This is a genomic window from Pseudomonas sp. NFACC14 (assembly GCF_900106885.1).
In the GTDB taxonomy this organism is placed as follows: Bacteria; Pseudomonadota; Gammaproteobacteria; order Pseudomonadales; family Pseudomonadaceae; genus Aquipseudomonas; species Aquipseudomonas fluorescens_AA.
The window spans coordinates 592,784-609,000 of record NZ_FNOA01000001.1 but is presented as its reverse complement, the minus strand read 5'-3'; the positions used below and the strand labels follow the sequence as shown (position 1 = coordinate 609,000).

The window sequence follows — 16,217 nt, the reverse complement described above, 5'->3', positions numbered from 1 at the left end:
ACGGAGCATGATCTAGTCTTGCAGGCTCCAGGGAGAGATCGCCATGTACCGCTTCTTCGAACAATTGAGTTCACGCATCGCCGCGCCGTTCATGGGCGACCGGTCGCGCAACAGCAAGGTGTGGCCGTGTCGTTGCGGCCAGTCCCTGTTTTTTCGCAACAGCCAATGCCTGGCCTGCCTGGCGGCCCTGGGGTATCAACCCGAGCAGAGTCGCCTGTCGTCCTTGCAACCCGGTGAGCAGCCCGACACCTGGACGCTGGATGCCGATCCGCAAGCCGGGCTGTTCCGCCGTTGCGCCAATCTCGACACCCCGGCAGCCTGCAATTGGCTACTGCCGGACAACGGGCGCGATACCCTGTGCATTGCCTGCAGCCTGAACCGCACCATCCCCGACCTGTCGATTCCGGAAAACCCTGAGCGCTGGCGCAAGGTCGAGACCGCCAAGCGTCGGCTGGTCGCGCAACTGATTACCTTTGGCTTGCCGGTCATCCCGAAAGCCGTCGACGAAAATATCGGCCTGGCTTTCGACTTCATCGGTGTCGACCCCGACGGCAAATCGCCGATGACCGGCCATGCCAGCGGGTTGATCACCCTCGACATCAAAGAGGCGGACGATGCCCATCGTGAGTACGTGCGCCAGCAGATGCGCGAGCCGTATCGCACCTTGCTCGGGCATTTTCGTCATGAGGTGGGGCATTACTACTGGGATCGACTGATTGCCAACAGCCACTGGCTCGAGGCGTTTCGCGAGTTGTTCGGTGATGAGCGCGCCAGCTATGCCGAAGCCCTGGAGCGCCACTACCAGCAAGGTGCGCCGCTGGATTGGCAAACCCGCTACGTCAGTGCCTACGCCACCATGCACCCTTGGGAAGACTGGGCGGAAACCTGGGCCCATTACCTGCACATGATGGACGCGGTAGACACCGCCCTGGGCTTCGGCATGAGTGCCCGGGAAATGGATTTCGACTACCAGCCGTTCCCGCCCGAGACCTTGTACGACCCCGAACACACTGGCGGCGCGGCTTTCCTCTCGTTCGTCAACGCCTGGATCGAACTGGCCGGCATGCTCAACGAATTGTCCCGCAGTATGGGCCAGCCGGATTTCTACCCGTTCGTCGTGCCGGCGGCGGTGATCACCAAACTGCATTTCATCCATCTGGTGATCCAGGAAGAGGGTGGTCGGGCGGATGAGGTGTTGTTGTAGTCTTCTGTGGCGGCAGCTTGCAACCCTGTTGACGCGCAGACCCCCCTGTGGAAGCGAGCTCGCTCGCGATAGCGACAGGTCAGCTTGCAATCATGCCGGATGTGTCGACTTCATCGCAGACACGCTTTGTTCCATAGCAAGTGCTTGAACATCTTCAGTTTTTTAATCCGCCGCGAACGGTTGTAACTTCTTGCCAGATAGGTACAATGGCGCGGCTCGCCGTCAGGCGGGCGTCGTTATGGTGACCCCATCGGTCCCCCCGCAACGATTACCCGTGAACCTGGTCAGATCCGGAAGGAAGCAGCCACAGCGGGAACATTGTGTGCCGGGGTGTGGCTGGTGGGGGCACCACCTTAGTTCCAACTCCTTGATTTCTAACGGTTTTTCGCTCTGATCACGCCAGTGATCCAAAGGGTGATCCACCGTGTCTTCCGTACCTTCTTACCTCTGGTTGTCCCGACACTCAATCTTCTATTTCAGAGTCGTAGTGCCGTCAGTCCTCCGTCCGTTATTTCCCTGTGGCGAAATACGTCGTTCTTTGCAGACTCGCTGCAAGCGCGAAGCGTTGATCCGTGGCCGTGAGTTGCTCTTGCAGGTCCAGAAGCTCTATACCCAAGCTTTCCAGGGGAGTAGGCCTAGCCTCGATTCCTTGCGTGGTGCTTGGGAGGCGGGCGGCAAGCGAGTTGCTAGTTGGGCGGCTTGGCTCCGTCAGCAGCAATTGGTCCATTTGGCGGACAGTGCCGCGTCTACGTCTCCAGTGCCCGTGAAAGGCAGCGGCAAGGCCTCGCTGAAGGCCCGCAGAGCTTCTTCACGAGTAAGTCCTGCGCTGAAGAAGGGGCTCGTGGGGGATCTTCCCAGTAACGCTCCTCGCTTCTCCGAGGTGGTTCACGAGTGCTTGGAGCATCAACGGCAGGAAGGGATCGCTGCCAAGACGATTGCTGATAAACGATCCGTAGCGGAGATGATGATCCGTATCGTTGGTGATCTTCCCGTCGACCTGATCACTCGACAGGACGCCCGTAAATATCGAGAGACAGCACTTAAGCTGCCGCCTCGCATCTACCAGTTGCCTGAGGGCCAGTCGTTAGAGCAAATCATCGAGAACGCGTCCACCACGATCAGCCTCACCACGTTCAACAACTACGTTAAAAACCTGACTACGTTTTTCTCTTACGCTATTCGCGAGGGATACTGCGAGCGCAATCCGTTCGATGGCCTTCGAGTCAGGCAGCGGGGCAAGGTCAGTGAGGAGCGAAGCGTTTTCACAGAAGACGACCTGCGCCGTCTTTTCTCAAAGCAGGTGTACGCATCAGCCAACTCAACTCAGCCGCACAAGTACTGGCTCCCGCTGCTTGGCCTTTACACTGGCGCAAGGCTCAACGAACTATGTCAGCTTTACCTGGATGACGTGGTCGTTATCAACGGCATCGACTGCCTTCATATCCGCGCCACGAGGCCAGATCAGAAGCTTAAAACCATTACATCGGAAAGGCTCGTTCCGATCCACTCGAAGCTAAAAGCGCTCGGGTTCCTTGAGTTTGTCCGGGCGCAGCGAGAGGCTGGACATCAACGTGTCTTTGCAGAGCTGACCTTACACAGGGCGCACGGCTACGCTGCAGCTCCTTCCAAATGGTTCACTCGTGTTCGGGAGCAGTTGGGCTTCCGTGACGGTGGCGAGCGCAAGGACTTCCATAGCTTCCGCCATACGCTTGCAGATCATCTGAAGCAGAAGGGGGTAGTCGAGTCGCTGGTAGGGGGCATCCTTGGTCACCAGAGCGGGGGGATTACCTTTAATCGTTATGGGAAAGATTTCAGGCCGGAGGTTTTGGCTCCGGTGGTGGAGGCAATGGACTTTGATGCTATGGAGTGGCTGCGGTGACTGGTGATGGTGGAGTCCATGGTGCTCATTCCCCGAAGAGACGCACGAAGGTCGCCAGGGATTCCTGACGCAGCGCCACGCAGTTGTCGAAGACGACAGCCTTCGGTGCCATCTCCTTGTTCTCCAGGGCGAGGCGGTCTCGCTCTGCCTTCAGTACCCTGGCCTGGGCGATGACCTTCTCCATGTAGGTGAGCGGGTCGTCGAGCACTGCCTCAGCGGCGGACGCATGAACGGCCACATCCTCGGTGGCCAACCGGTCGTAGGAGCGGATGACTTCCAGGTTGAACTTCGGGCTGATCCACATGGCGTAGGCGTAGACCAGCTCCTTCACCACGAAGGTGCCACCAAAGCGGCCACGGGTGATTTCAAAGGGAAGGTTTCCTCCCTTTTCCAGCTCGCCCGCCAGCTCGGTAGTGCTGTCCAGCTTGATGAAGAACTTGGGTTTGTGGCGCTCCTCGCCACCGGCAGCCTTGTGCAGATCGTTCAGGCAGTAGCGGCCTTCGGCGTCCTGCTTGACGTCCACGCCGCATACAGTCAGTTGCTTGCTCATGTTTTGTCCTCCAGAAAAGACGAAGCCCACTCAGAGGCGGGCTATAGGTGTTCGTTTGTAGTGAGGGTTTTTACTGGCCGATCAGGGCGCTCAGCTTCTCTGCGGTCTCCTTGGCAGCTTGGGATTCAGCGAGCAGCATGAGGTTCTTCTCTTGCAGACGGTCGATCTGCTCGGTGTTGCGGCTCACCTCCAAGTTGTTCGAGGCAGTCAGTTGTTCGAGCTGGTCGATTACCTTCTGGAAGGACTTGAGGATCTTGTTGAGGTGGATCATGCGGCCTCCTATCGGGAGACAAGACTGAGAGAGAACTATGCGTGTGCGTTTAGTTGGACTGACCAGTTGGGTCGCGCTGCCGCTGTAGCCCTTATAAAGACTAGAGCTTCTAATTATTCAGTTATGCATTTAACTCCGCACTGTAAATGAGGCGGGAGTGGAAACGTTGAAGCGCCCCGATACGGTTTGCTATTTGTAGTGAATATGACAAATCAACCGGAGGTTTCAGCCAATGATCGATAATCAATTTGGCTTCTGCGTCTCTATTGGTAAAGCACGTTTTTGCTTATTCATCGGTGACGTGTACGTCCGAGTGCCGAAGTGCTTTGAGTTAGCCTGGAATAGCACTGGTTTCTATTTCGGTAAGGATGGAGCGTGACGTACATGGAAACCACATTCAGCAAGCAAGCCCTGGCTTATGATCGGTATGCACTTGTCCAGCTTTTCAAAGCGATTGAGGATTTCCGTGCCGTTGACCCTGAGATACCGGCACAAGGCGTCGCATTGTTCCTTTACTCGGCGATCTACCCAGGCTGCACGATGACGGACCTGCAGAAGCATCTCGGGATGACTCAATCGTCTTGCTCAAGGAATGTGTCGGCTCTTTCTGAGTGGCATCGTCTCGAAAAGCCAGGGCTCGGGCTGGTGGCGGCAACTCCAGATCCGATGGAGCGCCGTAGGAAGATCGTGCGTTTGACCGAAAAGGGGGAGCAACTAGCGGCCTCCCTGACCGAGGCAATCATGAATCCGGTTCGGCTGTCTTCGTTCTCAAAGGCGGTACGGTAAAAATAACCCCCAGCCCCAAGCCGATGGTCGGCCTCCTGGCTGTCCGGGCGAAGGGGGATGGAGGTTCTGTCAGTCGCTGCTTGTAGGTGCCAGCCTGAGCACCGGAAGGCTCATCTGCTGGGCTGCTTTCCATCTGCGCTTATCTGCGGCCAGGATCTCGCTCAGCAGCGGATGTTGGGCGGTGCCTTCGGCAGTATCAGTCAAGCCCGAAGTGCTCCGACTCCTGGTCTTCCTGACTTCGTTGGCGATCCTCTTCATGAGCGAGCCCCTTCGGTTGGTCTCTGCTTGGATCTAGCTACCAGCTTGAAGTCGGTCTGCCAGACGATACAGAGCAGGTACAGAGGAACCAAAGGCCAGAGCAGCACGGCACCCAGGAACATCAACTCAGGGAAGCGCATCAGGCTGCCTCCAAGTGCTGCTCGGTAATCGCTCTCAGTCCCGTCAAGGCCATAGCTTCCATTACTGACCGAGGTAAGTCGTAGTCGAGCGCAACCCTGTCGATTGCGAGCTGGCAGAGGCGCTTGTACTTCTCAGGATTCTTACATGCCAGCCAGTGGTCATGTTCGGTCAGGCGGTCGAACTCTCGTAGTGCCGGGAGTGCTTTCTCACGAATGTTCTCGGCCAAGGCATCCAGAAGCTCGGTTCGGATTTTCTGCTGGCCCATGATGAACATGCCGCGTTTGCGGATCGAGGGCAGTACCTCTGCCACGACCCACTCCTCGAACCTCTCTGCAGACTGGAGCCTTGAGTTGAAGATCAGGCGATAGACATCTCGCTCGGGGATGATCCTCATGTGGCGCACCTGACCCGTCGATTCAACGGGTGAGGTGATAGCGGCTTTACAGTAGTGTTTGCGTATGGCCTGATCAGTGTCCGTGTATCCCAATGCTTCGGCGACATCCTTGGCAATAAACCAAGGATCATCATTGAAGAAGACAGTGCGGATCTCATTGCCATCAAATGCGTAGACGACGGTTGGCAGGGTGTTGGTCGCGTTGTGAGTGGTGCCTTTGGGTACGATTTGCATAGCGTAGATGTTCCTTTTTGTTCAGCCGTCAGAGTCCCTTCCATCCATGCCACCAGCTCCCATCTACAAGGGAAACACGGACGGCTCGGACGGCTGGACAAAACGGGCTGGGTTTGAGGTATGTCTGCAAGGGATGCAGGGTTGATGCTGGTGACTCGCCCAGGAGTTCCCCGGTGCCTGGACTGCCATCCATGGGCCAAAGCCTGGGCAGCAGTGGTTGCCTAGGTCGCTACTGTGCTGAGGCCAGGACTGATGGATGACAGGGGCGAATGAGGAAGCTCCTGGGCGGAGTCATTTGGGGCGCATGAAGATGGGCAGGAGGGGCTGACAGAGGTTCTTGTGCTTCCTGGCAGTTACTAACGGGGGATGGTCACTGACAGCATCGTCATCGGTGATCATTGATCCTGTGTGGAACTTAGGGGGCATCAAGATCAACTTGCGGTGCAGCTTGAAGAGCATCTGTCAGTCTCTCCGCAAGACAGACTTGATGTTGTTTCACTGATTCGTTCTTCATTGATGAATTGATGGTAATGACCTTGAACATAGGCAGCTCAAAGACACTCATAGAGTAGCTTCGCCATCCACCACTACGCCCCGCGAGTCATCGCAGGTAGCTAGCCTCGACTAGGTGCCATCACCTCCTAGCCAGCTATGTCAGGTTCGTCATCACCCGTGACTGCTGGCCGATCTTTCGGGGCAGTGAGAGGGGCTGTACGCCTGAAGCTCAAAGTAGCAGTCGGTACTCGGCAGTAACCTCGGTGGGCGACTACATTTTCCCGGCTCGATCAAAGAGGCCTTAATGCGCCGAGCCCTGATGATCAATCGTCAGATTGGAGGAGCGAGTGTGCAAGTTCTTGCGCTCTTTCCTCCATGACTGTGTGGTAATCGATCTTCGTCGAACGTGCTTCGATCTCGCTAAGCTAAGAGATTGGTAGCATTATAAATGGCAAGTTCGGAGACGCGTTGGTCCTAGGTGAAGTAATCGTCTGATTGGTGGGCCCCTGTAGTATGCTCGCGTGCATTTTTGTTGTTGCGTGGAGATTCGACTTGGTCACTGGGGATGTAGAAAAGCGCTTGTGGGCTGTAGCTGACCAACTATGGGCGAATACGGGGTTGAGGCCCGGTGAGTTTTCAGTGCCCGTTCTTGGGCTGATCTTCTTGCGGTATGCGGAGAAGATGTATGCAGCTGCGGAAGAGAAGCTGGGGCCGATTGGCTCCGGTGGTCGCCGGAAGGTGAGTAAGAATGACTATCTGGCCGAGGGCGTGATTTTCTTACCAAACAACGCTCGCTTCTCCTACCTGCAGACACTCACCGACGGCGATGTCATCGGGCTGTCTATAAACGAAGCCATGAAGGCAGTGGAAGATGAGAACGTCGACCTCAGGGGCGCATTGCCTCGCAATTACATTCCGCTGGGTAATAAGGTATTGCTGGAGCTGATCAAGCTGCTCGGCCCTGTTGATCTGAGTGGTGATGCGTTCGGTAAGGTGTACGAGTATTTTCTAGGCAACTTCGCCATCAAAGAAGGCCAAAAGGGTGGTGTATTTTATACCCCTGAGTCCATCGTGAAGCTGATCGTGGAGATCATTGAGCCCTACCACGGGCGAATCTTCGACCCAGCTTGTGGGTCAGGCGGTATGTTTGCCCAATCGGCAGACTTCGTGAAACGCCACCACAAGACCGCGATGGAAGAAATCTCCATCTTTGGCACCGAGAAAGAGCAGATCACAGTCAATCTCAACAAGATGAACCTGGCTGTGCATGGTCTTTCGGGCGATGTGCGTATTGCCAATACCTACTACGAAGACCCGCATGAGTCGGTCTTCCGAGATCCGAAATCGGATGAAGTGAGCGGTCGCTTTGACTTCGTTATGGCCAATCCCCCCTTCAACGTCTCGGGTGTTGACAAGGAGCGCCTTGAAGGCGATCTGCGATTCCCGTTTGGCCCACCCAAGACGGACAACGCCAACTATCTTTGGATCCAGCTTTTCTATGCATCCCTAAATGAGAGTGGCCGTGCTGGTTTCGTTATGGCGAACTCAGCCGGTGATGCTCGGGGTAGCGAGCAGGTGATCCGGCAGAAGCTAATCGATACCGGCGCGGTCGATGTGATCGTTTCGGTTGGTTCAAACTTTTTCTATACCGTGACGCTTCCTTGCACACTGTGGTTCTTCGACCGGGCTAAAGAGACTAATGTTGAGCGAGCAGACAAGGTTCTGTTTATCGACGCTCGCCACATCTACCGGCAAATCGACAGGGCTCATCGTGATTTCATGCCTGAGCAGATCGAGTTAATTGCCAATATTGTGCGGCTTTATCGAGGGGAAGCTCCTGAGGTAGAACTGGGAAGTGCTGATTTGTTGGCAGAGAGAGGACTGGCCGCTGGTTATGCGGACGTCCCTGGGCTGTGCAAGGTTGCCACTCGAGAAGAGGTCAAGTCTCAGGGTTGGTCGCTTAACCCAGGACGGTATGTAGGGGCCGCTGCTAGAGAAGCAGATGATGTCGACTTTACGGTGCGGCTGGAAGAGCTGGCCGAGGAGTTGGAGGTGCTCAATGCCGAAGCCGCAGAGCTTGAAGCGAATATCGCCCAGAGTGTTTCGGCAGTTCTAGGTGTATCAGCATGAATCAGATGCCCATGATAAACCTCGGCGAATGTTTTCGAGTGAAGCACGGTTTTGCGTTCAAAGGGGCGTACTTCGCAAAGTCTGGTAATTATGTAGTGCTTACTCCGGGAAACTTCAGGGAGGATGGCGGGCTCAAGTCGCAAGGGGAAAAAGAGAAATACTACTGCGCAACTCCTCCAGATGAGTACATTCTCTCTGAAGGGGACTTGTTAATTGTAATGACTGACCTAACGCAAGAGGCTAGGATTCTTGGTAGTCCTGCAGTAATTCCTCGCTCTAACAAGTATCTGCACAATCAGAGGCTTGGGTTGGTCACACAACTAGACCAAAAAAAGCTGACGAAAGAGTATCTTTACTACCTGCTGAATTGGTCGTTGGTAAGGAATCAAATCAAGGCTACTGCTACCGGCTCGACCGTCAGACATACAGCTCCCGACAGAATTCACGCTGTTCAGGTTCGTTTGCCATCACTCGCTGTTCAGCACCGTATCGCCTCCATCCTCTCTGCTTACGACGACCTCATCGAAAACAACACTCAGCGTATCGAGATTCTCGAAGAAATGGCGCGGCGGTTGTATGAGGAGTGGTTCGTTCAGTTCCGCTTTCCGGGGTATGAGGAAATAACGTTCACGGAGAGTGAACTCGGGCTGGTTCCTGAGGGCTGGCGGGTAGCACAGATTAGAGAAGCATACCTCGATTTATATGATGGGCCACATGCCACGCCGAAAAAAATCACTATCGGTCCCATCTTCCTAGGGATTAAAAATATCAAGTCCAACGGTGGTCTTGATCTATCCAGTGTTCAATGCATCTCTGACGCCGATTTCCCGAAATGGACTAAGCGGGTAACCCCTCAAGAAGGGGATATAGTTTTTTCATATGAGGCAACGCTGAATAGGTATGCGATAATTCCGAGAGGTTTCCATGGTTGCCTGGGGAGGCGGCTGGCGCTTATTAGGCCAATCTCTTCTTTTCGCTGTTTTCTATACATGCATTTTTTTAGCAAGAATTGGCGAGATGTTATTTCCCGTAACACGCTATCAGGCGCAACAGTAGACAGAATCCCACTCAGCAAGTTTCCTGAGTTTCCTCTCTTACTCCCATCAGAGGCGATGGCAGGTAGGTTTGAGGCGCTTTGTCGTCCCATATTGAATCTGATAGAAGGCTTAACCAAAAAAAACACTAACCTACGGGCCCAGCGAGATCTGTTGCTTCCCAAGCTAGTCTCTGGGGAGATAGATGTGTCCGACATCCCCATGCCGACCTAAAAGGAGTTCAGGGGTATGAGTTCAGCAGCACCGCATTCTTATGACTATTCCGAAGACGCGTTGATTGAGCAGCCAGCCATCGCGCTGTTCGAGTCTCTCGGTTGGGAAACTGGGAACCTTTACAGTGAATGGACAGGTAGTTCCTCCAGTGAAGGTCGCCAGACTCAGCATGATGTGGTGCTGGAGGATCGTCTGCGGGCTGCGATTCTCAAGCTCAACCCTGGGCTACCGCAGGAGGCCATCGTTCAGGTGGTTGAGGAGTTAACCCGAGATCGATCCAAGCTGTTGGAAGTCAACGCGAACCAGGACGTCTATTGTCTGCTGAAGGACGGGGTGCCTGTATCGGTCAATGATGAGCATGGGCACAGGACACTCAAGGTGGCCAAAGTCATCGAGTGGGGAAAGGTTGAGGAGAACGACTTCTTCCTCGCCTCTCAGTTCTGGGTTAAGGGTGACTATCACACACGCCGAACGGATCTCTTGGGTTTTGTGAACGGTATTCCGCTGTTGTTCGTCGAGCTGAAGGCGGCCCACAAGACGCTCAAGGCAGCCTTTGATGGCAACCTCACTGACTACCGTACCGTCATCCCCCAGCTTTTCACCCACAATGGGCTATTGATGCTGTCGAACGGTTCTAAGACTGTGGTGGGTAGTACGTTCTCTCCGTGGGAGCACCTGCTCGAGTGGAAGCGGATCAACGACGAAGGTGAGAAAGGTGTTGTCTCCCTTGAGACGGCGATCAGGGGTGTAGGTGAGCCTTCTCGGTTGCTGGACATTGTCGAGAACTTCACCGTTTTCGAAGAGGTGACTGGTGGACTTATCAAGAAGATCGCCAAGAACCACCAGTACCTGGGCGTCAATAAGGCTATTGATGAGGTCTGGCGTACCAAGGATCGCCCCAAAGATCAGGCAGGTCGACTGGGCGTCTTCTGGCACACCCAAGGCTCCGGTAAGTCGCTGTCGATGGTCTTCTTCGCTCAGAAGATCCTGCGCAAGATCCCCGGTAACTGGACGTTCGTGATCGTCACTGATCGCAACGAGTTGGACGAGCAGATTTATAAGACCTTCGCTGCTACAGGTGCTGTGGGTGAGGTAGAGGCCCATGCCACCAGTGGCGCTCACCTCAAGCAATTGCTCAGTGAAGACCACCGCTATGTCTTCACGCTAATCCAGAAGTTCGGCACCAAGAAAGGTGAGGTCTACCCCCCGCTATCGGATCGTCAAGACATCATCATCATCACCGACGAAGCCCATCGTTCCCAGTACGACACACTGGCAATGAACATGAGAACGGCGCTTCCTAACGCAGCCTTCCTTGGCTTCACGGGTACACCGTTGATGGCTGGCGAGGAGAAGACCAAAGAGGTCTTCGGTGATTACATCTCGGTCTACGACTTCAGTCAGTCCATCGCTGACGGTGCCACGGTTCCGCTCTACTACGAGAACCGAATTCCTGAGATGCAGCTCATCAATGAGAACTTGAACGAGGATATGGCGGAGCTTCTCGAAAACGCTGAATTGGACGAGGAGCAAGAGCGTAAGGTCGAACAGGTCTTTGCCCGGGAATATCACCTGATCACCCGAGATGATCGCCTGGAAGCCATCGCGAAGGATTTGGTGAACCACTTTGTGGGGCGCGGCTACCAGGGTAAGGCCATGTTGGTTTGCATCGACAAGGCGACCGCTGTCCGCATGTACAACAAGGTTCAGGCTTATTGGAAAGAGTATCTCGCCGATCTTCAAGGCCAGCTCGCCAAGGCTCCGAAGGAACAGCAGGATGAGTTACAGCACAAGATCCAAGTGATGGCGTCGACCGATATGGCGGTGGTTGTCTCCCAGGGTCAAAACGAAGTGAAGGAGGCAGCCGACAAAGGGCTGGATATCATCCCTCACCGCAAGCGTATGAACGAGGAGAACCTAGGCGAGAAGTTCAAGGACTCCAAGGATCCACTGCGGTTGGTCTTCGTGTGTGCCATGTGGATCACTGGCTTTGATGTGCCGTCTTGCTCGACCATCTACCTCGACAAGCCGATGAAGAACCACACCTTGATGCAGACCATCGCTCGTGCCAATCGGAAGTATGCGGGCAAAGAGGCGGGTTTGATCGTCGACTATGTTGGGGTGTTCCGTAAGCTGCAGGAAGCTCTGGCGATCTACGGTGGTGCTTCTGCTGGAGATGATGGGGAAGGCGGGGAAGGAGGGCCGATCAAGAACAAGTCTGAGCTGGTCGAGTACCTGAAGCATCTGCTTGCTAGGAGCGTCGCATTCCTTTCCGAGTATGGGGTGAACGCCCAGGCTATTAAGGAAGCTCAGGGGTTCGAGAAAGTGGCAAAGCTGGATGATGCAGTTGAGCAACTGATTGCCAGTGAGGAAATCAAGAACAACTTCCTCGGTCAGGCTCGACTTGTCTCTAGGGTCTACCGTGCGATTCTGCCTGATCCCGAGGCCAACGGTCTGGCTCCTGATGCCGTGCTGGTCTCCGTGATCGCTCAGAAGATCAAGGCATTGGCTCCGGCAGTCGACATCTCCGAGGTCATGCAGCAGGTCGAGGAGTTGCTGGATCGATCCATCGCTCCAGTGCCTTATATCATCAAGGAAGAAGACGATCAGCCGCTGCACGACCTCAGCAAGATCGACTTCGAGAAACTCAAGGAGAGGTTTAACCAAGGGCGGAAGCGCACCGAAGCTGAAAAGCTCCGGGCCTTGCTGAGCATGAAGCTGGAAACCATGCTGACGGAAAATCCCACCCGTAAAGACTTCATGGAGAAGTTCCAGAAGCTGATCGATGCCTACAACTCTGGAAGCATGAACATTGAGGTGTTCTTCAAGGAGTTGTTGGATATGACTGCTGATATTCAGCTAGAGGATCAACGTTCCATCCGCGAGAACCTCTCTGAAGAGGAGTTGGCTTTGTTCGATATATTGACGAGGCCTGTGCCCCAGCTTGCGGATAAGGAGAAGGCCCAGGTCAAGAAGGTCTGTAGGGAGCTTCTAGAAACACTGAAGGCCGAGAAGCTAGTGCTCGATTGGCGGAAGAAAGATAGGGCCAGGAGTGATGTCCGGCGCACCTTAGAGATCGCCTTTGACCGGGGGTTACCTGATAGCTATGACGAAGTGATCTACAACGAGAAGTGCGACATGGCATTCCATCACATCTTTACGAGCTACTACGGGGCTGGCGAAAGCGTGTATTCGGCTATGCGATAGGTGTGTTCTGGGGGAGCAAAAAAATAATGCACCCCCAAGCACAGAACGTCGTCTATCGAGCTTTCCCTTCTGGCACTCGTAAACCTCTACAAGCCCGCTTCACTGCCGCCGTCGATATCCCCCAGTGCTTGGCGGTATCCGCAATGCTGGCCTCGTTCTCCTTCCTCCAGATAACGACGGCTTGATCATCAATCATCTTCGGCGCTCCCAGCTTCTTGCCCTGCGCCCTGGCTCGTTCGATCCCAGCCATCTGACGCGCCTTGATGTTGGCTCGCTCCAGCTCAGCTACAGCAGCCAGCATGGTGAGCATGGCCTTGCCGACTGGACTGGATAGGTCGAAACCTTCTCGCATCGAGACCACTGTCACGCCCTTGGCTTTCAGGGATTCAACAGTTTCCAGAACGTCGATGGTGTCCCGCCCCAGGCGGTCGATGGCTGCCACGACCACAGTGTCTCCCTTCCTGGCGTAAGCGTGGAGTGCCCTGAAGCCCTCACGTTGCATAGCCTTGGTGGCCCCGCTTGTGGCCTCATCGGAGAACCACTCGCTCACGTTGAAGCGTTGGCCGATGGAGTGGCGCTGGGCTTCGGTGGTTTGGTCGTCGGTGCTCACCCGGACGTAGGCGATGGTAGCGGTCATGGCGGATAGCTCCTTGAGTACAGGGAGGATCATAAAGCTGGCTCAAGATGTTATTAGGTGGATCAGTCAAAATCAACAATTCTGATCCAGCTGGAGGCGCAGCGCGTCACCTAGCTCCAGAGATGCTCAGGTTGGCTCGCAAGGTACACCTTCTGATCCAGGCCGCTGGCAGCAGCATCCGCTATAGTCCACAGACATTCCTGATACGGACACGGATGCCATGCGTGGAGAGCTTTTGACGTCAGCCGAGTCCTTGCTGAACTTGATGATCGCCCATGCGACCGGCTCACCCGGATAGGATGCCGATTACATCCAGTTGCGGAAGCAGCTACTCGCTGCTGCGCTTGGGGACTTGGTTCCTAGAACGGTGCAGACATGTCGCTCGCTTGGGCAGTTCTGGGGAGTTATCAAGCAGAAGTTCGGCACCTATCAAGAGCGAAGGGACTATCTCTATGCAGAGTTCCAACCACTTCTAGATCATCTTGAATCGGCCTCTCGCTCTCCAGCAGACGAGCTAATCAGTGGTTCAGTCAGGAAGCTGGATGGGGCCTACGTTCATGCCGCCTGGGAGAAAGCTCTGGAACGAAGGAATAGTGATCCAGAGGGCGCCATCACTATGGCAAGAAGTCTGCTTGAGGCTGTGTGCAAGCTGATTCTTGATGGGGCAGGGGTGAATTACGGCGACGCCCCCGATATCAACAAGCTTTATGGTATGGCTTCCGAGCAGTTGAAACTCTCGCCAAGCCAACACGCCGATAAGGACTTCAAGCGCATTCTTGGTGGATGCACGTCTGTGATCGAGGGGTTGGGTGGCCTCAGAAACAGACTTGGTGATTCCCACGGGAAGGGAGCCACTTGGATCAAACCCGCTCCCCGACATGCTGAGCTAGCGGTCAACTTGGCTGGAGCTATGGCTACGTTCCTGATCGCGACCTGGGAGTTCAGGCAAGGCAAGGAAGCCTAGCGCTTGGCCGGGGGAGGGTAGTGCTTTTTTCTGAGCCCCCAGGGGGATACCGGGGGAACCGTCGTAGGGCTGCGTCGTATATACCCTCTCGCATTTTTGCTAAAAAAGCCCCGTTTGGGGTGTGGCTTGGTGATCCAAAAGGGATCCAGAAGTGATCCGAAACGGTGATCCAAAGGTCTCGCAAGGACATTCACTGGCCATATAGAATGACGACTAAATTCGAAAACAGTGTGACGAGCAGAAACGCTAGAAGTCAGGATTGGCGAGGGTTCCAGGCCCCCCGCAACGATTACCCGTGAACCTGGTCAGATCCGGAAGGAAGCAGCCACAGCGGGAACATTGTGTGCCGGGGTGTGGCTGGTGGGTTGCCTCCATAATGCCCAAGCCTTCGTTCGCAAGGTTTGCCAAAACTTCCCGATTCTTTTTGATCGCTGATCGCTACCGATCGTTATCTTCTGCTGTCCGAATTTCCTGCAGTCGACATGGCCTTGAGGTTCGTGTCGTCTCGGCGTGGGAAATCATGGATTCCTGACGAGGGTCCGTTGGTCGGGACTGTCAGATCTGACAGTAGAGTCTCAGAGCGCTCTGTTCTAGGTTCCAGTTCAACAAGCAACCTGCTTGAGAGGGTACCGTTTCGAGGGCCTGGGAATTGCAGGTATCGCGTAGCCGAGGAGCCAAGTCATGAGCAATGAAATGGCATTAACGCAAGGCGGAAATGGTATTGCGGTTAAGGTTGCGGCAGCGCTGGGGTGGTTTGCGTTACTTCTCCAGCTCTATTTGATTCTCGCTTCGCGCTGGCAGGCCGGGAAGACTCTGCTGGGCGGGGTGGATATCTACTTCAGTTACTTCACGGTCTTGACCAATATCTTGGTAGCGATCGTGTTGACCTACGCAGCGACAACCGGTAGCTCGGCAATACGGCGTTTTTTCCTTCGCCCCTCCACACAGGGCGGTGTGGCTGCTGCCATCGTGCTGGTTGGGCTGGCTTACAACCTGCTATTACGTGATGTTTGGGACCCGCAGGGTTTGCAGTGGGTAGCCGATGAGTTACTCCATGACGTAATGCCGGTCGTGTTTCTGATTTACTGGTGGTTCTGCGTGCCCCGGGGATTGCGTTGGTCCGATGCGTGGCGATGGCTGATCTATCCCTTGGTCTATTTCATTTATGCCCTGACGCGCGGTCCTCTGGTCGGTTCGTACCCTTACCCCTTCATCGAGGTGGACAGGCTGGGTTACGTTCAAGTCTTTAGCAACGCGTTGATGATACTGCTGGGGTTCGTGGTGGTCTCCCTGTTGGTGATCGCTGTTGACCGGGTAAAAAAACCGAGCTGACGGTCCGTCATGCTGCTCGGCATCGACGATTGCCATCTTCGGCGGTGGGCATGGTTGTCGAAGACGGGTCGGTCCGACCGACCAGCAGACAGACCCACCCTCTGGCTCGTCAAGGCTTGGACAAGGCCTGGTCGACCGCTGCGATCAGCTTTCCCAGGTCCTTCGGGGTGGCTTTGTGTATGACACCGAACAGGTACGCCCGCTGTTCGTCCTCATCGGCCATGTCGGCAAAAAAGGCCTTCAGTTGCACATCCAGCACATTGGCAAGCAGGAACAAGGCTTCGACACTGGGGGTGTAGGCGCCGGTTTCGAAGCGGCTGATGGTTTTAGGGTCAAAACCGGTTTTTTCGCCAAGTTCAGCCTGAGTAAGCCCCGCTACTTTGCGGTAGCGTCTGATGGCCGGACCCAAACTTGAAATTCGCATCGCTTAATTCCCATTTAGAATCAAGAACTTAACGATAGATTTT

At 54.9% G+C, this 16,217-nt stretch carries 13 protein-coding genes, 2 other RNA genes and 1 pseudogene; 11 read left to right on the top strand and 5 right to left on the bottom strand.

Annotation, left to right across the window (positions count from 1 at the left end; genetic code table 11):
• The first annotated feature begins 43 nt into the window (after positions 1-43).
• From BLU85_RS02920 to BLU85_RS02910, 4 genes and pseudogenes are all read left to right on the top strand, one after another.
• Positions 44-1,204 carry a zinc-binding metallopeptidase family protein gene (locus tag BLU85_RS02920; RefSeq protein ID WP_092197430.1) on the top strand — a complete coding sequence of 387 codons (1,161 nt, stop codon included), beginning with the start codon at positions 44-46 and terminating at the stop codon, positions 1,202-1,204.
• Positions 1,205-1,452: 248 nt separating this feature from the next.
• Positions 1,453-1,549, top strand: an RNA gene (gene ffs, locus BLU85_RS02915) — signal recognition particle sRNA small type.
• A gap of 79 nt (positions 1,550-1,628) precedes the next feature.
• Positions 1,629-1,760, top strand: a pseudogene (locus BLU85_RS31620) (DUF6538 domain-containing protein); the annotation flags it as partial.
• A 207-nt stretch (positions 1,761-1,967) separates the two neighbouring features.
• Positions 1,968-3,083, top strand: a complete 1,116-nt coding sequence (locus BLU85_RS02910) for a tyrosine-type recombinase/integrase (protein WP_256572821.1) — start codon at positions 1,968-1,970, stop codon at positions 3,081-3,083.
• Between the two features lie 25 nt (positions 3,084-3,108).
• On the opposite strand, the gene BLU85_RS02905 is transcribed toward BLU85_RS02910, so the two are convergent.
• Together BLU85_RS02905 and BLU85_RS02900 are read right to left on the bottom strand one after the other, a co-directional pair.
• Positions 3,109-3,633, bottom strand: a complete 525-nt coding sequence (locus BLU85_RS02905; RefSeq protein ID WP_092197426.1) for a KilA-N domain-containing protein — start codon at positions 3,631-3,633, stop codon at positions 3,109-3,111.
• A 70-nt stretch (positions 3,634-3,703) separates the two neighbouring features.
• A complete protein-coding gene (locus BLU85_RS02900) occupies positions 3,704-3,904 on the bottom strand; it encodes a hypothetical protein (RefSeq protein ID WP_092197425.1) in 201 nt (66 codons plus the stop codon).
• 384 nt (positions 3,905-4,288) lie between these two features.
• Between BLU85_RS02900 and BLU85_RS02895 the strand changes: the two genes are divergently transcribed.
• Positions 4,289-4,690, top strand: coding sequence for a MarR family winged helix-turn-helix transcriptional regulator (locus tag BLU85_RS02895; protein ID WP_092197423.1), 402 nt, complete (start codon positions 4,289-4,291; stop codon positions 4,688-4,690).
• Between the two features lie 397 nt (positions 4,691-5,087).
• Here the strand turns inward: BLU85_RS02895 and BLU85_RS02885 are convergent, their stop codons facing one another.
• On the bottom strand, positions 5,088-5,717 hold the full coding sequence (locus tag BLU85_RS02885) for a BRO-N domain-containing protein (protein WP_092197419.1): 630 nt from the start codon (positions 5,715-5,717) through the stop codon (positions 5,088-5,090).
• A 1,047-nt stretch (positions 5,718-6,764) separates the two neighbouring features.
• On the opposite strand from BLU85_RS02885, the gene BLU85_RS02880 reads away from it, so the two are divergent.
• The 3 genes from BLU85_RS02880 to BLU85_RS02870 are packed head-to-tail and all read left to right on the top strand — an operon-like array spanning position 6,765 to position 12,817.
• Complete coding sequence (locus tag BLU85_RS02880; protein WP_092197791.1) at positions 6,765-8,342, top strand: type I restriction-modification system subunit M; 1,578 nt, start codon at positions 6,765-6,767, stop codon at positions 8,340-8,342.
• Positions 8,339-9,610, top strand: a complete 1,272-nt coding sequence (locus BLU85_RS02875; protein WP_092197417.1) for a restriction endonuclease subunit S — start codon at positions 8,339-8,341, stop codon at positions 9,608-9,610. The genes BLU85_RS02880 and BLU85_RS02875 overlap by 4 nt, the downstream gene beginning before the upstream one ends.
• 15 nt (positions 9,611-9,625) lie before the next feature.
• Positions 9,626-12,817 (top strand): type I restriction endonuclease subunit R, encoded by a 3,192-nt coding sequence (locus BLU85_RS02870; protein ID WP_092197415.1) that lies wholly within the window; start codon positions 9,626-9,628, stop codon positions 12,815-12,817.
• Between the two features lie 52 nt (positions 12,818-12,869).
• On the opposite strand, the gene BLU85_RS02865 is transcribed toward BLU85_RS02870, so the two are convergent.
• Positions 12,870-13,454 (bottom strand): recombinase family protein, encoded by a 585-nt coding sequence (locus BLU85_RS02865; protein WP_092197789.1) that lies wholly within the window; start codon positions 13,452-13,454, stop codon positions 12,870-12,872.
• 316 nt (positions 13,455-13,770) lie between these two features.
• On the opposite strand from BLU85_RS02865, the gene BLU85_RS02860 reads away from it, so the two are divergent.
• The 3 genes from BLU85_RS02860 (at position 13,771) to BLU85_RS02850 (ending at position 15,750) form a co-directional block, all read left to right on the top strand.
• On the top strand, positions 13,771-14,418 hold the full coding sequence (locus BLU85_RS02860; RefSeq protein WP_256573222.1) for an abortive infection family protein: 648 nt from the start codon (positions 13,771-13,773) through the stop codon (positions 14,416-14,418).
• Between the two features lie 269 nt (positions 14,419-14,687).
• Positions 14,688-14,784, top strand: an RNA gene (gene ffs, locus BLU85_RS02855) — signal recognition particle sRNA small type.
• Between the two features lie 315 nt (positions 14,785-15,099).
• The gene (locus BLU85_RS02850; RefSeq protein WP_092197413.1) at positions 15,100-15,750 is read left to right on the top strand and encodes a Pr6Pr family membrane protein; all 651 of its coding nucleotides are present in this window, start codon (positions 15,100-15,102) and stop codon (positions 15,748-15,750) included.
• Between the two features lie 109 nt (positions 15,751-15,859).
• Here BLU85_RS02850 and BLU85_RS02845 read toward each other — a convergent pair whose 3' ends face one another.
• The gene (locus BLU85_RS02845; RefSeq protein WP_092197411.1) at positions 15,860-16,174 is read right to left on the bottom strand and encodes a helix-turn-helix domain-containing protein; all 315 of its coding nucleotides are present in this window, start codon (positions 16,172-16,174) and stop codon (positions 15,860-15,862) included.
• Positions 16,175-16,217: the final 43 nt, after the last annotated feature.